Origin of the sequence: Desulfoluna butyratoxydans, from assembly GCF_900699765.1 — a bacterium.
Lineage (GTDB): Bacteria > Desulfobacterota > Desulfobacteria > Desulfobacterales > Desulfolunaceae > Desulfoluna > Desulfoluna butyratoxydans.
The window spans coordinates 755,211-770,712 of the sequence record NZ_CAADHO010000002.1 but is presented as its reverse complement, the minus strand read 5'-3'; the positions used below and the strand labels follow the sequence as shown (position 1 = coordinate 770,712).

Below are 15,502 nucleotides of genomic sequence, written 5' to 3'. Positions count from 1 at the left end.
GCTATTCAGATTCCATTGGGCTTTATGCACCATCCCCCCGGTCCGGCGACCGGGCCATGCCCTGAACCATTATAAAACAAGAGAGACGGTATGCCATCGGAACGGAAATTCTGGTCGGAAGTCCCGCCCTGGATCTTTATCGGAGCGGTCGTGGTGCTTCTGCCCATCTCCTCCTGGGTCACTTTTGACAAAATCAAACGCCAGCGGGAAAACAGCATCCAGCTCCTCATTGAAAAAGGGGCGGCCCTGATCCGCTCCTTTGAAGCCAGCACCCGTACAGGCTTCATGGCCGACAGCTTCCGGGAGAACCGAAAACTCCAGAAACTCCTCTTTGAAACGGCCCGTCAGCCAGACATCTCCTATATCCTCGTGGCCCAAGACGACGGTCGCATCATCGCCCACAACAAGGCCTCCCTGGCGGGCAAGCACCTGAACCTCACCTACCAGGGTAAGGAGCTGGACCTGAAGCGCATCGCCGGGTCCGGCCGCCTCTTCTGGCAGATCATCCACGAAGAGGGGGGCAAGCAGACCCTGGTCATTTTCCGCCGATTCACCCAGGAGGCCTCCAGCCTCTTGCGGATGCAGATCTCCAAATACGACAACCGGGTCCTCCCCGATGCCGTGCTCCAGCTTGAAAAGGCCCCTGAGCGTATCATCTTCGTGGGCCTGGACATGAGTTCCGTGGAAAAAGCCGGAAAAATAGAAATGCAGGACTCCCTCATCTCCGGGGTGGTGCTGCTCCTGTCCGGGTTCGGGGGGGTGATCCTCCTGTTCATGATCCAGGCCTACCAGTCCACGCGAAGCTCCCTCTCCCGCATAAAGGCATTTTCCGATACCATCGTGGAGAACCTGCCCATCGGGCTCATCGCCTTTGACAGCTCTTTCCGGATCCTCTCCTTCAACCACGTGGCCAAAAAGGTGATGCAGCTGCCGGACAACACCACGGGCAAAGAAGCCCGGGCCCTCTTGCCCGGAGAGTTCACCGACCGCATCCAGGAGCTGAAGTACGGCATCGGCATGGTGGAGGATCAGGTGGAGTGCACCACCCCCCAGGGGGCCTTTCTTCCCCTTCAGGTGAGCGCCGCCCCCTTGAGGGACGAAGAGAACCTGGTCACCGGGTACCTCTGCCTCTTCAAAGACCTCACCGAAGTGCGGAGCCTGAAGCGGGAGGTGGAGCGAAGCCGCCGCCTGGCCTCGGTGGGCAAGCTCGCCGCGGGCGTGGCCCACGAAATCCGCAACCCCTTGAGCTCCATCAAGGGATTTGCCACCTATTTCAGCGAGCGATACAAGGACAACCCCAACGACTTGAACATCGCCCAGATCATGATCAAAGAGGTGGACCGCCTCAACCTGGTGGTGGGCCAGCTCCTGGAATTTGCCCGGCCCGTGAGCCTCTCCCCCAAGCGGGTGGAACTCGACCCCTTCATCGACAACTGCGTCAAGCTCGTCAGCATGCGGGCCAGGGAGCGGGGCATCACCATCGCCACGGTCTTTGACGACGCACCCGAGACAGCCCTTTTTGACCCGGACAAGATCAGCCAGGTGCTGCTCAACCTCTTTTTAAATGCCATTGAGGCAACAGAGCCGGGGGGCAGCATCGATTTGAACGTCACCCGTCCCGTGGGGTCGACCAATCTCGTCCTCACGGTAACCGACACCGGGTGCGGCATCTCCGATGAGAACCTCGCCCATATTTTTGACCCCTATTTTACGACCAAAGCATCTGGAACCGGGCTGGGACTGGCCGTCAGTCACAACATCGTGGAAGCCCACGGTGGCGAAATCCGTATCAAGAGCATCGAAGGTGAAGGCACCGCCATCACCCTGGTCATCCCAACCAAAGCGGAGCAGACAGATCATGACAAAAAACTTCTCGATTCTGGTTGTTGACGACGACACCTCCCATCGAACCATGCTGGCCACCCTTCTCACCGGGTGGGGCTACACCATCTTTGAAGCCAACGACGGCGAGCCCGCCATCGAGATGGTCAAGGAGCGTTACTTCGACCTTATTCTCATGGACATCCGCATGCTCAAGGTCTCGGGCCTGGAAGCCATGGAGAAGATCAATCAGATCAACCCGGCCATTCCCATCATCATCATGACCGCCTACTCCTCCATTGAGACGGCGGTGGGGGCCTTAAAAAACGGGGCCTACGACTACCTCACCAAGCCCATCGACTTCGACAAGCTCCGCCTCACCATCGAACGGGCCACGGAACGCCAGCGCCTTCAGGAAGAGAACCAGCGCCTGCGCCTTTCGTTAAAGGAGCAGTTCGACCGGCAGAACATCATCGCCCGAAGCAACGTGATGACCCAGCTCCTGGACACCGTGGCCCAGGTGGCTACCTCCGAGGCCACGGTCCTCATCACCGGGGAGTCGGGCACCGGCAAGGAGCTCATCGCCGGGGCCACCCACTACAACAGCACCCGGCGGGAAGGCCCCTTTGTGAAAATCAACTGCGCGGCCATCACCGAGACCCTCCTGGAGTCTGAACTCTTTGGCCACGAAAAGGGGGCCTTCACCGGTGCCCAGCGCCGCAAGGAGGGAAAATTCGTCCAGGCCCACGGTGGCAGCATCTTTTTGGACGAGGTCTCGGAGATGCCCCTGTCCATGCAGGTGAAGCTCTTGAGGGTCCTGCAGGAACGGGAGATCACCCGGGTGGGGGGCGAAGAGGTCATCCCCATCGATGTCCGCGTCATCACCGCCACCAACAAAAACCTGGCGGATCTTGTGCGGGAGGGAAAATTCAGGGAAGACCTCTACTACCGGCTCAACGTGGTGGACCTCTACCTGCCCGCCCTAAGGGAGCGGCGCGACGACATCCCCCCCATCGCCCAGCACTACCTTAAAAGCCTGGCCGAGAAAAACCGCAAAGAGATCTCCGGGTTTACCCCGGAAGCCATGGACATGCTGGTGCGCTACCGCTGGCCCGGCAACGTGCGCGAACTCATCAACACCGTGGAGCGCGGGGTCGTCCTCTGCCAGAGCCCCTACGTGGGCATCGAGTCCCTGCGCCTCATGGAAGAAGAGCAGCTGGAACCCGCCCACGCCACCGCCGGATTTTCCGGCGAAGTCCGGCCCCTGGAAGAGGTGGAAAAAGAGGCCATCCTCTTCACCCTGGACGCCACCGGCAACAACAAAAGCGAAACCGCAAGGCAGCTCGGCATCACAAGAAAAACCCTGCACAAAAAGCTCAAAGCCTACGGGGTGATGCCATAGGGCAGATAAACGGCCTCCGGCGGCCCTGCCGGGGGCCAAACGTTTAAAAAGTTTAACAAACAGGTCTTGACAGCGTTGCCATGAATTCCAGCGATTCCGACTGTTCTAACCTTTCGGAAAGTTTTTTGCGGAGCTTTTTTTCAAAAAAGCGACCCGCCGGAGGCAACTGAATCGTTACAAAAAAAGGGCTCGTGATCTTAAAAGATTCACGAGCCCTTTTCTTTTTCCTTGCCATGTTCTGTGATCATTTATCGCGCAGCGACAAGCAGCCCCCACATCCCCGCTCACGGGCGCCGCCCGTCTGCACATGTGAAGGGGCAACGCCCCGGAGCATGTGCTTTATCTGTTTTTCCAGTCAAACACCTGAATGTTTTCCGCCTTGTACTTGTCCGGGCCCTGCTCGATGGCGTCAAACTCCAGGATGACGCCTTCGCGTTTGTAGCGCATCAGCTGATCGCTGACGATCTTGGGCTCGAAGTCGTTGACGTGACAGAAGACATTACTCTGCACCTCGCCGACCCCCAGGCCGGTGCGCATGTTGACAAACCCGTACTCGCGGCCCTCTTTCACGGAGTAGATGATGCCGCGCTCCCGGCGCTTGTTGTCGAACCGGCTGGGCATGAGCCCGGGTACGAGGAAGCCCGAAAAGCTGTTGTCCACTTCGCGACGCAGCTCGGAGCTCGTGTTGTCAAAGGAGAGCAGGTCCACGCGCTTCCCCCGGTTCTGGAGGGCCCTGACCAGGCGCAGAAAATCGCCGTCTCCGGTGCCGATGAGCACGTAATCGAGGTTCTCGGACTGGAGCAGGGCGTCCACGGCCAGGTCGAGGTCGGCGTTGGCCTTGACCACGGTGTCCCCGTCGTCATTGAAGTAGCGTTTCACGGGTTTTAAGATCAGGTGAAAACCGGCCCGGCGCATGGCGTTTCGGTACTCTTCGCTGCGCATGCGGTATTCGTGGTCAAACTCCTCCCGGTCGAAATCCGCGGCCAGATAGGCGTTGGCCCGTACAATGGTGGTATCCTGGGCGGAAACCAGGTCGCGAATGACGCTGTAACGCATGCCCCACCCACCATTGAAGCTGAGGTTGTCTACATCAAGAAAAATACCTGCCTTGAGCATAATGTACAAATCTCCGATACATGCGTGGGACGATTTCTCCTAAATCAATTAAAAAAAAGCCCCCCCGAGCAAACGATCCGGCACGCATAACATAATAAACGGCCTTACCGGCGGAAAACAGCGACGGGGTCAAGGTGCGAATCATCCATTGAAGCCCTCAACCACCGCCCTTTTCCGAAAGGCCACGATTCATAATCTGCGATCACCCTGGCGCACATTGTAAAATTCGATATGCACCGTCATTTAGTGTAGGAATATCATTCACATCTTTACCATAGTTTTTCATTTGCCACAAAGGGGGAACATTTTTTAAAACCACGCGAAAAGCCATTATCCTTGAGGGGCTATCCCCTCGGCAGCCCTTTCCCGCCATGCCGTGTCGCCAAAACAAAAAAAGGCATGCCCCCGGAGCTCTCTCCGAAAGACACGCCTTTACCGTTAGAAAAAAGGGAACTATTCAGATCAAAAAAGCCTCCGGCGGCCCTGCCGGGGGCTAAACTTTTGCCTGATTTTCTAAAGGCGGGTTTAACAAACAGGTTTTAAAAAATCTTTTTGAGTGAATTTTTACTTTAAAGGCGGATGTGATTTGACCCGAAGAACGAGGGGCAAAACACATCCGCAACCTGCTTTCAAGGTGGCACACCTTGCCGCCGGAGGCTGTTTTTTTGAGCTGAATAGTTACCGAAAAAAGAAAATAATCAGGCCAGCATGCCCCCGTCCACCACCAGGGAACTGCCCGTCACATAGGAGGCCGCGTCCGAGACGAGGTAGAGGACCGCACCGGCCATCTCCGAGGGCTCGGCCACGCGGCCTGCAGGGATCTGGCGGTTCACCTCCTTCATGATGTCCTCATTCCGGGTGATGGCAGAGGCGAACTTGGTGTCGGTCAGGCCCGGAAGCAGGGCGTTGACCCGGATGTTGTCCGGGGCCATCTCCTTGGCCAGGGCCTGGGTCATGGCGATCATCCCCGCCTTGCTCACGGAGTAGACCCCTTGAAAAAAAGCAGGCCGGACCCCGTTCACCGACGCCACGTTGACGATGGCCCCGCCGCCCCTCTCCTTCATCAGGGGGGCGGCGTTTCGGATGAGAAAAAACGGGCCCTTGAGGTTTACGTCGAAGATCTTGTCCCAGGCCCACTCTTCGGCGTCCACCATGGGCCCGAAGTGGGGATTGGCCGCGGCGTTGTTCACCAGGATATCCAGCCCTCCGCAGAGGCGCTTGACCTCTGCCGTCAAATGGGCAATCTGCTCAAGATCCCCGGTGTGGCAGGCCACGGCATGGGCCGTACCCCCTGCCGCTTCGATTTTTGCCTTTACCGCTTCAAGCCCCTCGATCTTGCGGCTCGAAAGCACCACCGTCGCCCCGGCCTCTGCAAGGGCCATGGATATGGCCTCTCCGATGCCCCGGCTTGCGCCGGTGACCAGCGCTGTTTTCCCTTCAAGTGAAACCGATACAGCCATACCTACCTCCCATGATCCATTGATTTCCGGTTCAGTACATATGATAGAGCGGCCCTCTCAAGGATCTGCACCGCAAAAATCAGCATGGCAAACCGCTTGTCCCTGGTGAGGCCCTTGTGGTACCGCTGGTAAATCTGCTGGGCAATAACGGCCAGGCGAAACAGGCCGAAGCAATGGTAGTAATCAAACCTCGAAACATCACGGCCCGTGAGCCTGCCGTAGCGAGCCACCATCTCGGACCGGGAGAGCGCCCCGTCCATGTTCGTAGGCATAAGGCGGATCATCTGCATCTCTTCGGGATCGTCTTTCTCCACCCAGTAGGCCAGGGAGTTGCCCAGGTCCATGAGGGGGTCGCCATAGGTGGCCATCTCCCAGTCCAGAACCCCGATGATCGCCATGGGATCGACCTCAGACAACACGATGTTGTCCAGTTTGTAGTCGTTATGGACGATGGTGGGCTGCGGCGTGTCTTCGGGCATGTGGTCCGCAAGCCACTCCATGACGGCTTCGAAGTCCGGGGCGTCGTCGGTCCGGGCGTTGCGGTAGCGCCTGCTCCACCCCTCCACCTGACGCCTTACATACCCTTCGGGCTTGCCCAGAAAATCAAGCCCCGCCTCTTCCACGTCGATACCGTGGAGGGCCACCTGAACGTCCAGAACCCTTTCGCAGAGGCCTTTCGCCTGGGCCGGAGTGTAGGCAAGGCCTGCGGGCAGGTCCTTTCTCAGGATGATCCCCTCCATGCGTTCCATGACGTAAAAGGGGCACCCCATCACCTCCGGGTCCTCGGTGTAGTACAACGGCTCGGGGCAGTATGGAAAATGGGGTCTTAAGGCGCTTAAGATACGGTACTCGCGGCCCATGTCGTGGGCGCTCTTGATCCTGGCCCCGAAGGGAGGCCTGCGCAGGACCATCTCGGTCTCTCCCACGCGTACCAGATAGGTAAGGTTGGAAAACCCGCTGGGAAACTGGGTCAGTGTCAGGGGGCCGGAAAGCCCCGGGATGTTGGCCACCAGGCAATCATACAGCTTGCCCTCATCCAGCCCTTCTCCGTCACGAATCGCCTGTGCTGTGTCCTTCATGCGCTCTCCTCTTCCATATCTCTGAATTAGGCAGACAGAAAAAACAGCCTCCGGCGGCCCTGCCGGGGGCTAAACTTTTAAAAAGTTTAACAAACAGGTTTTACGACTATCTTTTAAGGCTCCGCCGAGACAACCTCGACAGGTTGTCATGTTCCATGGGGAACGTTTTACGGTTCTTTTTTCCCAAAACGGAGGCAGTGCGGTTAGATCCACAATGGACAAGTAACAACAACGTTCCCTGTTACGTCGAAGATTGTGAGACAGCCCGCATAAACCATCGGCGTTTATGTCGAGCGAAGCCCGAGCCGAAGGCCCTTGCGCTTTGGCCCGAGGAACGAGGGACAAAGCGCAAGGGCTATATGCTTTCGAGGTGTTTTCGTTATCGTGGCTTCGCCACCCTCGCCGCCGGAGGCACGCTTTTTGCCGGTCACTTTAACCATAGAAGGCAGCTTTTCCTTGAGCTTATGCTAACCGAGAGAAGGCCATCTCGATGACGGCGTCAGCGTAGGATTCCACGGAGGTGCCCCGTTTTTTGAACTTCCAGCGTTTCAGGTACCAGTCCTGCTGCATGGCTTTTATGAGCCCTGCGATCAGGGCGGCATCGCAGGGGGCAAACGCCTTTTCCGCGATGCCCTCTTCAATCTGATCGGTGAGGGCTTTTTCCGTTGCCGCTTCCATGGCAAGGGCCCGGCTGACATCCTCTTTGCCCAGGTGGCGGGACTCCATGAAGCTGAAAAAAAACCACGGCCGGGCCACCTCGCTCAGGTAGATGTGCGCCCGGATCAGGGCAGCGAGTTTGTCAAAGGGGTCGGTGAGGTCTGTGACGCTCTCCCGTAAAAACCGCTCCAGAATCCGCCGTCCCTGCCCCTGGATCAGGGCAAGGAGCTCTTCTTTGCTCTGGATATACCCATACAGCCCGCCCATGGAGAGACCGCTTTCGGTGCACAGGTCCCGCATGCTCATGGCCTGGAACCCCTTCTCCATGGAAATGGCGAACACCGCCTGGATGATCCGCTGGAGGTTCTTCACCGCCGTGGCCTCTTTTTTCACACGGATGGACCCTGCGTTTTCCCGGAACAGCTCCCGGATCATCTCCTCCCTGGAGACCTCGAACTTCTCTTGAAATACACGATAATCTTTCGTCGTCACGTCAGCCCCTTGCCCTTGTCTCATACTGATATTACCCAAACTAAAAACGAATGGTAACCATTCAGCTTATGCCTCCGGCGGCCCTGCCGGGGGCTAACCTTTTGAACAGTTCAACAAACAGATTTTAAAATCATATTTTACGTTTACGCCGACACAAATACGGATGTGATTTGACCCGAGGAACAAGGGGCAAAGCGCATTCGTAACCAACGTTCAAGGTGGCACACCTTGCCGCCGGAGGCTCGTTTTTCTACCTCACCTCCCGTCCTTCATAGCTCCGCAGGATCCGTTTGGCCAGAGAGGTTTTATGGACTTCGTCGGCGCCGTCGTAGATACGGGCGGCGCGTTCGTGGCGATAGAAATAAGCCAAAATGGTGTCGTCGGTCATGCCCAGGCCACCGTGGACCTGCAGGGCCCGGTCCACGATGCGGTTCATGGTGTTGGCCACCACGAACTTGATCATGCTGATGCTGTCCCGGGCCTTGGCCGCCCCGACGTTGTCGATCTGCCAGGCGGCGTGGAGGGTCATGAGGCGGGCGGCCTCCATCTCGGCTGCGGATTCGGCGATCCAGCCCTGGATGATCTGGCGGGTGGCCAGGGTTTTCCCGTTGGGGGCGATGACCCGCTCGTTGGCCCGCTTGCACATGAGGTCAAAGGCCCGCCGGCAGATCCCCAGCCAGCGCATGCAGTGATGGATACGTCCCGGGCCCAGGCGCTCCTGGGCGATGACAAACCCCTGGCCTTCGGGTCCCAGAAGGTTTGTTTGAGGCACCCGGCAGGACTGATAGAGGATCTCGGCGTGACTTGCGTAGCCGTTGCCTTCATGGCCCATGACCGGGATGTTGCGCACGATGTTGAACCCCGGGGTGTCACCGGGCACGATGATCATGCTGGCCTGGAGGTACGGGGGAGCGTCCGGGTTGGTGACGGCCATGACAATGGCAAAGTCAGCTCCGTCGGCGCTGGTGGTGTACCACTTGTGGCCGTTTATGACGTAGTCGTCCCCGTCTTTCTCCGCCGTGGTCTCCAGCATCACCGGGTTGGATCCCGGCATATCCACCTCGGTCATGGAAAAGCAGCTGCGGATGTCGCCCGCCACCAGGGGATTCAGGTAACGTTTTTTCTGCTCATCGGTGCCGAACATGTGAAGGATCTCCACGTTCCCCGCATCCGGGGCCTGGCACCAGAACACAAAATGACCCAGGGGAGAGCGCCCCAGAGCCTCGGAGACCAGCCCGTGCTCCACCAGAGAGAGCCCCATGCCCCCGCACTCCACGGGAAAATTAGGTGCCCAGAGCCCCATCTGCCGAACCATGGCCTGCTTCTCCCGAATCCTCGGCAGCATGTCGTTAAAATCATGCACGAGGTACTCCGGCTCCATGGGAATCAGCTCCCGATCCACAAACTCGTTGATCATCGAGACGATGGTCTCAATGCGTTCCGATACGCCAAAATCCATGACGGTCTCCTCGATTTAGAGTTTAGCCTGATTTATAAAACCGGGTTTGACAAACAGGTCTTAAGCAAGCCTTTCCAGGCTCCGCCGAAATAATTCCCACTTTTTCGCAGAGCTTTTTTTCAAAAAAACGACCCGCCGGAGGCACGCTGAATGGTTGCGCCAAATCTTTATCTATACGTCACCCACTCCCGGCCCAGAAGGGCCAGATGGGCGGACACGTTGGCGTCCATGAGACGTATCCCTCGTTTGCCGACACGCAGGGTCGAATACCCCCCGTTTACAAGCTCCCATGAAAGGGCCATGGACTCCGACGGCGACAGGTTGAGGGCAACCCCCAGGGCCATGGCAATGGCACCGCCCGAAGAAAAGACAGCGACGGTTTCCCGGGGGGCAAGGTCTGCTGCAAGGCCCATAAGGCCGGAACGGACACGCCCGGCAAACGCGCCAAAGGACTCCACCCCCGAAGGCAGGGGCATGCCGCCCACCCAGAGAGAGAGGGCCTCTTCAAAAAACGGCTGAAAGGTATGGTTGGAAAAACGGGCGTCAAGGGCCTCTGTCAGATGGGGATGGCTTCGGGCAATGAGGGGATGGGCAGCGTCAATGATGCCCATGTGGTCGTATTCGTTAAAATCGGAACAAACCGCCACATCCCGGGGCGTGTTCATCACGGACAGGGCCAGGGCTGCGGACGCCTGCTGGCGCTCCGGCTCTCCTGCCACCACCCGGTCAAAGGAGACCTTGCAGGCGCTGAAGTGGTCCCCCACCGCTTTGGCCTGGGCTTTTCCCAGGTCGGTGAGGCTGTCATAGCGCTGGCTTCCAAAGGCGGCCTGCCCGTGCCGTATGAAAATGATTCGGGCCATGTCCGTATCCCCTTCGTTCAGGTGAGATGACCGGCCGCGGAGATGTGTCAGTGAGGAAAGGCTGGCCCGCGACCGGCCACACGGATCATCGGCAGCCCCTGCCTGGTGCTGCCGCGGTATCGCTGCTGAATCACACTCTAAAAAGGCCGACGCCCCCTGTCAAGAAAAAAAACGAGCGCTCGCTTTTTTTTGTTGAAACCCTTTTCCCCCCACGCTACAGTAACCATGTACCCACGAAACCGGAAAAAGGGGGAGAGGTCCCATGCACATCGCTGTGCTCATCAAGCAGATCCACAACACCGGTTCCACGCAGCTCCAGCCGGACACGGAGGCATCACCCGGGGACTTTCGCATCAACCGCCTGGACGAACACGCCCTGGAAGAGGCCCTTCGCATCAAAGAGTCCATGGAGGGCACCGTGCTCACCCTGATCTCCGTGGGCCCCCACCGGGTCACCGAAGCCCTGAGGCGCGGACTCGGCATGGGGGCCGATAAAGCCATCCAGATCAAGGCAGACATTGAGCCCCTCTGCGCCACGGAAACGGCTGCTGCCCTGTTTCCGGTCCTTGACGACCTCAGGCCCGATCTCATCCTCTGCGGGGCCATGAGCGAAGACCTCATGCAGGGCATGACCGGCCCGGCCCTTGCCGCCATGCTGGGCATCACCCACACCTGCCAGGTCGTGGAAAAGCTCCGCATCGAAAAAGCCCCCCACGTTCTGGAGGTCACCCGGGACGCCGGGGCAGGCATGCGGCAGGTGGTGAGCCTGCCCTTTCCCTGCCTTGTCACCGTGCAACAGGGGTTCAACACCCCCCGCTACCCCAACATCGCCCACATGATCAAAGCGCGCAGCCAGCCCGTTGAGTGCCAAAAAGCGCCCCCGGCAGCCCCCACGGTCACGACCCCGGTCACCGGTACCTCCCCCCCGCTCCAAAGGGGCCGCGGCCTCCGCATCAAGGGATCACCGGAAGAGCAGGCCGCACACGTCATCGCCTATCTCAAGGAACGCCAGGTGTTGCCAGAATAAAAAAAGCAGGCCTCCGGCGGCGAGGTGAGCCACCTCAAAAGCAGATTGCCGTTGCGCTTTGCCCCTCGTTCCTCGGGCCAAAGCGCAACGGCCTATAACCTATAACCTATTTCCTATTATCTACTTTATCCTGACATCATGATCGCACTTATCATCGACATCTCCGGCACCCACCTGCCCGCCGTCTCCATGGAGCTGGCGGCCCTGGCCCTGCGGCTGAACAAAACCGAAACATCCGGCATCATGGCAGTGGTGTGCGGAAAAGAGGCGGCCCTTGGCGCCAGCCGGTTTGCCGAAGCCTCGGGAATAGACACCCTGGGGTTGGTGTGTGACCTGGAAGCCCATCCTGCCGCGGACATGGCAACGGCCCTCAGGGCGGTGCTCCCCGCACAAGGGCTCCGGCACCTCCTGTTGTCCCACACGCCCTGGTCCATGGAAGTGGCCCCGGTCCTGGCTGTGGGCTTGGGACTCCCCACGGTTCCCTGTGTGACAGGATACGAGACGGAAACGGCGACCTTTTTTCGCAGCGCCGGATCAGGCACCTCCCGCCTCCACGTCAAGGCCCCCGCTGGCGGGGTGATCACCCTGCAGGCCGGGGCGCTCTCCCCTGCTCCGGGCGCCGATGTTACGGGGCGTGTCACTGTCCGCCCTTTGACTGTGGCTCCGGGCCCTGTCCGCATCCGCTCCACATCGGCTCGGGAAAAAGGAAACACCGCCCTGTCCGGCGCCCGGGTGGTGGTCTCCGTGGGCCGGGGCATCGGCTCACAGGAGAACCTGTCCCTGTTCCGCCGCTTTGCCGACGCCCTGCCCGGTGCCGCCACTGGGTGCTCCCGCCCCCTCGTGGACATGGGCTGGATGCCCTATCCTTGCCAGGTGGGGATCACGGGCACCGCCATCACCGCGGATCTCTACATCGCCCTGGGCATCTCCGGCTCCACCCAGCACCTTGCAGGAATCCCCCAAGGCACCACCGTGGTTTCGGTGAACCGCGACCCGGATGCGGCCATCCACGCCGTCAGCGACCTTATCATTGAGGCCGATCTCCTTCCCTTCATGGAGGCGACCCTGGCGCTTTTGGCAACCCAATAAAAAAGGGGCACCGACCTTAAGGTCGGTGCCCCTTTATATCATGCACAATATGGTGCGCTCACCCTCTTAGAATCAGGCTTCGGCTTCTGCCGCTTCCTTCTTCTCCTCTTTGGGTGCTTCTGCTTCGGGAGCCTCTGCCGCTTTTTCAGGTGCGGCCTCGGTGGCCTTGGGCTCGACCTTCTCTTCAAGCTCGGTCATCTTTCCGGTGAGGAACTTGATGGGTGCGCCGTAGCCGGGGGCGATAACCCCGGGCTTGCACTGGACCTGGAGACAGGGTGCGTCTTCACAGAACTGGCATTTGTCGTAATCGATCTCGCAGAGGTTGTCCACCACCTTCATGGCGTCATGGGGACAGGCCTTGACGCAGAGACGGCAGCCGATGCAGCCCACGTTGCAGACCTTTTTGGTCTGGCCGCCCTTCTGGCGGTTCTGGCAGCCGATGACGCTGACGGCGTTGTCGGGGACCAGGACCATGATGTCCCTGGGGCATGCCGTGACGCAGAGGCCGCATCCCACGCAATTGTCCACGTTTACCTTGGGCACGTTGAGCTCGCCGATGACAAGGGCGTCAAAGGGACAGGCACGTACGCAGTTCCCCAGTCCAAGGCAGCCGTATTCGCAGCCTTTTTCACCGGCAAAGAGGTTGGCCGCGGCTTCGCAGTCGTTTAAGCCGTTATAGATGTATTTGGTGGTGCTGTTGGTTTCGGGACAGCCCTTGCAACGGGCCACGGCCTTTACAGGCTTGATCTCCGCAGCTTTTTTTCCGGTGAGCGCGGCAATTTTCTGGGCCACCTCGTTGCCCCCCGGCGTACAGAGATCAGGGCGCACCTCCGGGTCTTCCACCACGGCTTCGGCGTACTGTCCGCACCCGGCATAGCCGCAGTTGGCGCAGTTACCCGCAGGGAGGATGTCGGCGACCTCATCGATAAGAGGGTTGGTCTCGACGGCAAGTTTTTTGTCGGCAAGGGCAAGCAGAAGGCCAATGGCAGCTCCCAGCCCACAAAGTACCAGTAAAGGAATCACAATGGTCATAACTACCCCATAGAAGGATATTAGGTGTTGGTTCCGGCAACCCCCGGGTCGCCTTGTATCACCCGCCACACAGTCTTGATAAACGTGTCACACGTCGATGAGCCGACGGGTCGTCCCGACCTCGGCAAGCCATGAGGTCGAGGTCACTTTACAGCCGGTTTCCAAAAATGTAAATACCCGACTTTTCACAACGATACCATTTTAGCAAAATGGTGACCCGGATAAAATGTGCCGACACATGGAATGGCCCCGTTGCCATACGTCCTGTGGCTCCACCGGGGACATGCCCTGCATCGGGCTTTTCCGGCCACCCCTTTCCATAACGGGTTAAGCCCCGTCTTTGTCCCCTACTTCTTACAAAAATTATGCCACTTTTTCAAATGCATCTTTTTTCCATTGTTCCCCCGAACACCGCCCAACAACGCCAAATGTCTCCCCTTCCGGGCGTGCAACCCGCCTGTTTTCCAAAAATCCGTACACCGGCCCGCCCCCATCCGTTATTTCGGACACCACAGGGTCCCCAACGCCCCTTTCACCTGCTGAAATCATGGGGAAATTTTTTCCAGCCCACATGGCACGCATGTTGTAATGTTTCTCTCCTGCCTGCATTGGCACCGGACCCGCATCGTCCCGGCCCCTTGTTCTGAGAATGGAAACCATCCCCCCGTTTTTCACTCTCTTGACCCGTTTGGCCGCTGTCGACGATGCGGGTTCCTCTTTTTCCGGGGGGCCCTTGCCCCGGTTCCCCAGCCCGAATCAGCCCCCTCCGGGGCCACGGTCACCGGACCTTTGATTTTTGTGCGGGCATCTTATATGGTGCCATGTGCCCCAGCTGAAAAGCGCGGGGATGGACCCAACCACCTTGAAGGACACACCATGAGACAAGAAGAAGGCATCGTCATCAAAACAGCATCCCACGGCCGCGCCTGGGTGGAAACCGTCCGCACCTCCGCCTGCGAGGGCTGTGCCTCCAAGGGATCCTGCCATGCCTCGGGAAAATCCATGGAGGTGTGCGCCATCAACGATGCCGGAGCCCACATCGGGGACCGGGTCCTCGTCTCCATCGGCACCGGCACCCTCATCAAGATGTCCCTTCTGGCCTATATCTTTCCGGTATTTGCCCTCATGGCAGGGGCGGCCGCCGGAAACACCCTGGGCCCGGCCCACGGGATGAACCCCTCCCTTGCCGCCGGTATCGGTGGGTTCGGGGCCCTGGCCGTCTCCTTTGTCATCATCCGCTTCTTTGAGGGGAAGATTGCCCGGGGGGACTCCTACACCCCACGCATTACTCGCATTCTTCCCGGAGCGCCCCTGGCCTGACAACGGTCCTATCACGCAACCAACGTCCCTTCAGGGGAACCTTTTTTCAAGACGGCTCTCCTCTTTTTTCCGGAATTGCTCCTGTAAATGAGACCTTTTTTTCCTGATTTGCGGAGGCAAGCCATTGTCAATCGCAGCTTTCCGCTCCTCCGAAACAAAAAATCCCCCTCCCGTTGTCAAATCCATCGCTACACAATAAGAATGTTTTCTGGTACAGTTCTTGCGATTAATTGCTTGATAATTTTTCACCTGGCCCAAGGGTGTGCCCGGTTTCATCATAGATTCACAGGGGTTCCCCCGGAACGGCCAAAAAACAGGGATTTCTCAGGCACGTGGAGTACACGGGACGGTTACCTCAATTTTGTCGGGCGTGCCGCCCCGGACGAAGGTGTCATCACATGAAGGGGGTATAGTCGGGGACCCGGGAACATGAACGACGTGCATCCGCACGCGGCGACCTCACCGGTCACGTTACGTGACGCCGGTCAGCTGTCCGGTCGCTGTTTTCATGGACGCCCACGGTCCTTACCGCTTGACGCTGCCTTGAGAAACACACTCACTATTTAACCACCCAGGACTTAAGTTGGAAGAAGGGATGCAACACCCGTCGACACGCCGGAGGGTTTTGCACATGGGCGCCGGGCCTCGGCTCGCCCATGGCCGGAAAACCAAAGGGCTCGCGCCTTCC

Annotated in this window: 12 protein-coding genes; 5 read left to right on the top strand and 7 right to left on the bottom strand. The window is 58.8% G+C overall.

Annotated features, from left to right (window positions below; all coding sequences use genetic code 11):
* Nucleotides 1-90: 90 nt before the first annotated feature.
* Together MSL71_RS08315 and MSL71_RS08310 are read left to right on the top strand one after the other, a co-directional pair.
* Complete coding sequence (locus tag MSL71_RS08315; protein WP_180138701.1) at nt 91-1,890, top strand: ATP-binding protein; 1,800 nt, start codon at nt 91-93, stop codon at nt 1,888-1,890.
* Entirely contained in the window at nt 1,859-3,223 is a 1,365-nt protein-coding gene (locus tag MSL71_RS08310; protein ID WP_180138700.1) for a sigma-54-dependent transcriptional regulator, read from the top strand. The genes MSL71_RS08315 and MSL71_RS08310 overlap by 32 nt, the downstream gene beginning before the upstream one ends.
* A 339-nt stretch (nt 3,224-3,562) precedes the next feature.
* On the opposite strand, the gene MSL71_RS08305 is transcribed toward MSL71_RS08310, so the two are convergent.
* The 6 genes from MSL71_RS08305 to MSL71_RS08280 all read right to left on the bottom strand — a co-directional run bounded on the left by MSL71_RS08305 (nt 3,563) and on the right by MSL71_RS08280 (nt 10,346).
* Entirely contained in the window at nt 3,563-4,339 is a 777-nt protein-coding gene (locus MSL71_RS08305; RefSeq protein ID WP_180138699.1) for a LabA-like NYN domain-containing protein, read from the bottom strand.
* 698 nt (nt 4,340-5,037) lie between these two features.
* Nucleotides 5,038-5,799: an SDR family oxidoreductase gene (locus MSL71_RS08300; protein WP_180138698.1), complete on the bottom strand. Its 762-nt coding sequence runs from the start codon at nt 5,797-5,799 to the stop codon at nt 5,038-5,040.
* A 2-nt stretch (nt 5,800-5,801) separates the two neighbouring features.
* Complete coding sequence (locus MSL71_RS08295; RefSeq protein WP_180138697.1) at nt 5,802-6,878, bottom strand: phosphotransferase family protein; 1,077 nt, start codon at nt 6,876-6,878, stop codon at nt 5,802-5,804.
* 462 nt (nt 6,879-7,340) lie between these two features.
* Entirely contained in the window at nt 7,341-8,027 is a 687-nt protein-coding gene (locus MSL71_RS08290) for a TetR/AcrR family transcriptional regulator (RefSeq protein WP_180138696.1), read from the bottom strand.
* 250 nt (nt 8,028-8,277) lie between these two features.
* The gene (locus tag MSL71_RS08285; protein WP_180138694.1) at nt 8,278-9,486 is read right to left on the bottom strand and encodes an acyl-CoA dehydrogenase family protein; all 1,209 of its coding nucleotides are present in this window, start codon (nt 9,484-9,486) and stop codon (nt 8,278-8,280) included.
* A 167-nt stretch (nt 9,487-9,653) separates the two neighbouring features.
* Nucleotides 9,654-10,346 carry a histidine phosphatase family protein gene (locus MSL71_RS08280; protein ID WP_180138692.1) on the bottom strand — a complete coding sequence of 231 codons (693 nt, stop codon included), beginning with the start codon at nt 10,344-10,346 and terminating at the stop codon, nt 9,654-9,656.
* 262 nt (nt 10,347-10,608) lie between these two features.
* Here MSL71_RS08280 and MSL71_RS08275 point away from each other — a divergent pair, with 262 nt between their 5' ends.
* Together MSL71_RS08275 and MSL71_RS08270 are read left to right on the top strand one after the other, a co-directional pair.
* Entirely contained in the window at nt 10,609-11,373 is a 765-nt protein-coding gene (locus tag MSL71_RS08275) for an electron transfer flavoprotein subunit beta/FixA family protein (RefSeq protein ID WP_180138690.1), read from the top strand.
* 138 nt (nt 11,374-11,511) lie between these two features.
* Complete coding sequence (locus tag MSL71_RS08270; protein WP_180138688.1) at nt 11,512-12,462, top strand: electron transfer flavoprotein subunit alpha/FixB family protein; 951 nt, start codon at nt 11,512-11,514, stop codon at nt 12,460-12,462.
* A gap of 72 nt (nt 12,463-12,534) precedes the next feature.
* Here MSL71_RS08270 and rnfB read toward each other — a convergent pair whose 3' ends face one another.
* On the bottom strand, nt 12,535-13,494 hold the full coding sequence (gene rnfB / locus MSL71_RS08265; protein ID WP_180138686.1) for an RnfABCDGE type electron transport complex subunit B: 960 nt from the start codon (nt 13,492-13,494) through the stop codon (nt 12,535-12,537).
* A gap of 876 nt (nt 13,495-14,370) precedes the next feature.
* Here rnfB and MSL71_RS08260 point away from each other — a divergent pair.
* Nucleotides 14,371-14,814 (top strand): SoxR reducing system RseC family protein, encoded by a 444-nt coding sequence (locus MSL71_RS08260; protein ID WP_180138684.1) that lies wholly within the window; start codon nt 14,371-14,373, stop codon nt 14,812-14,814.
* Nucleotides 14,815-15,502 lie beyond the last annotated feature (688 nt).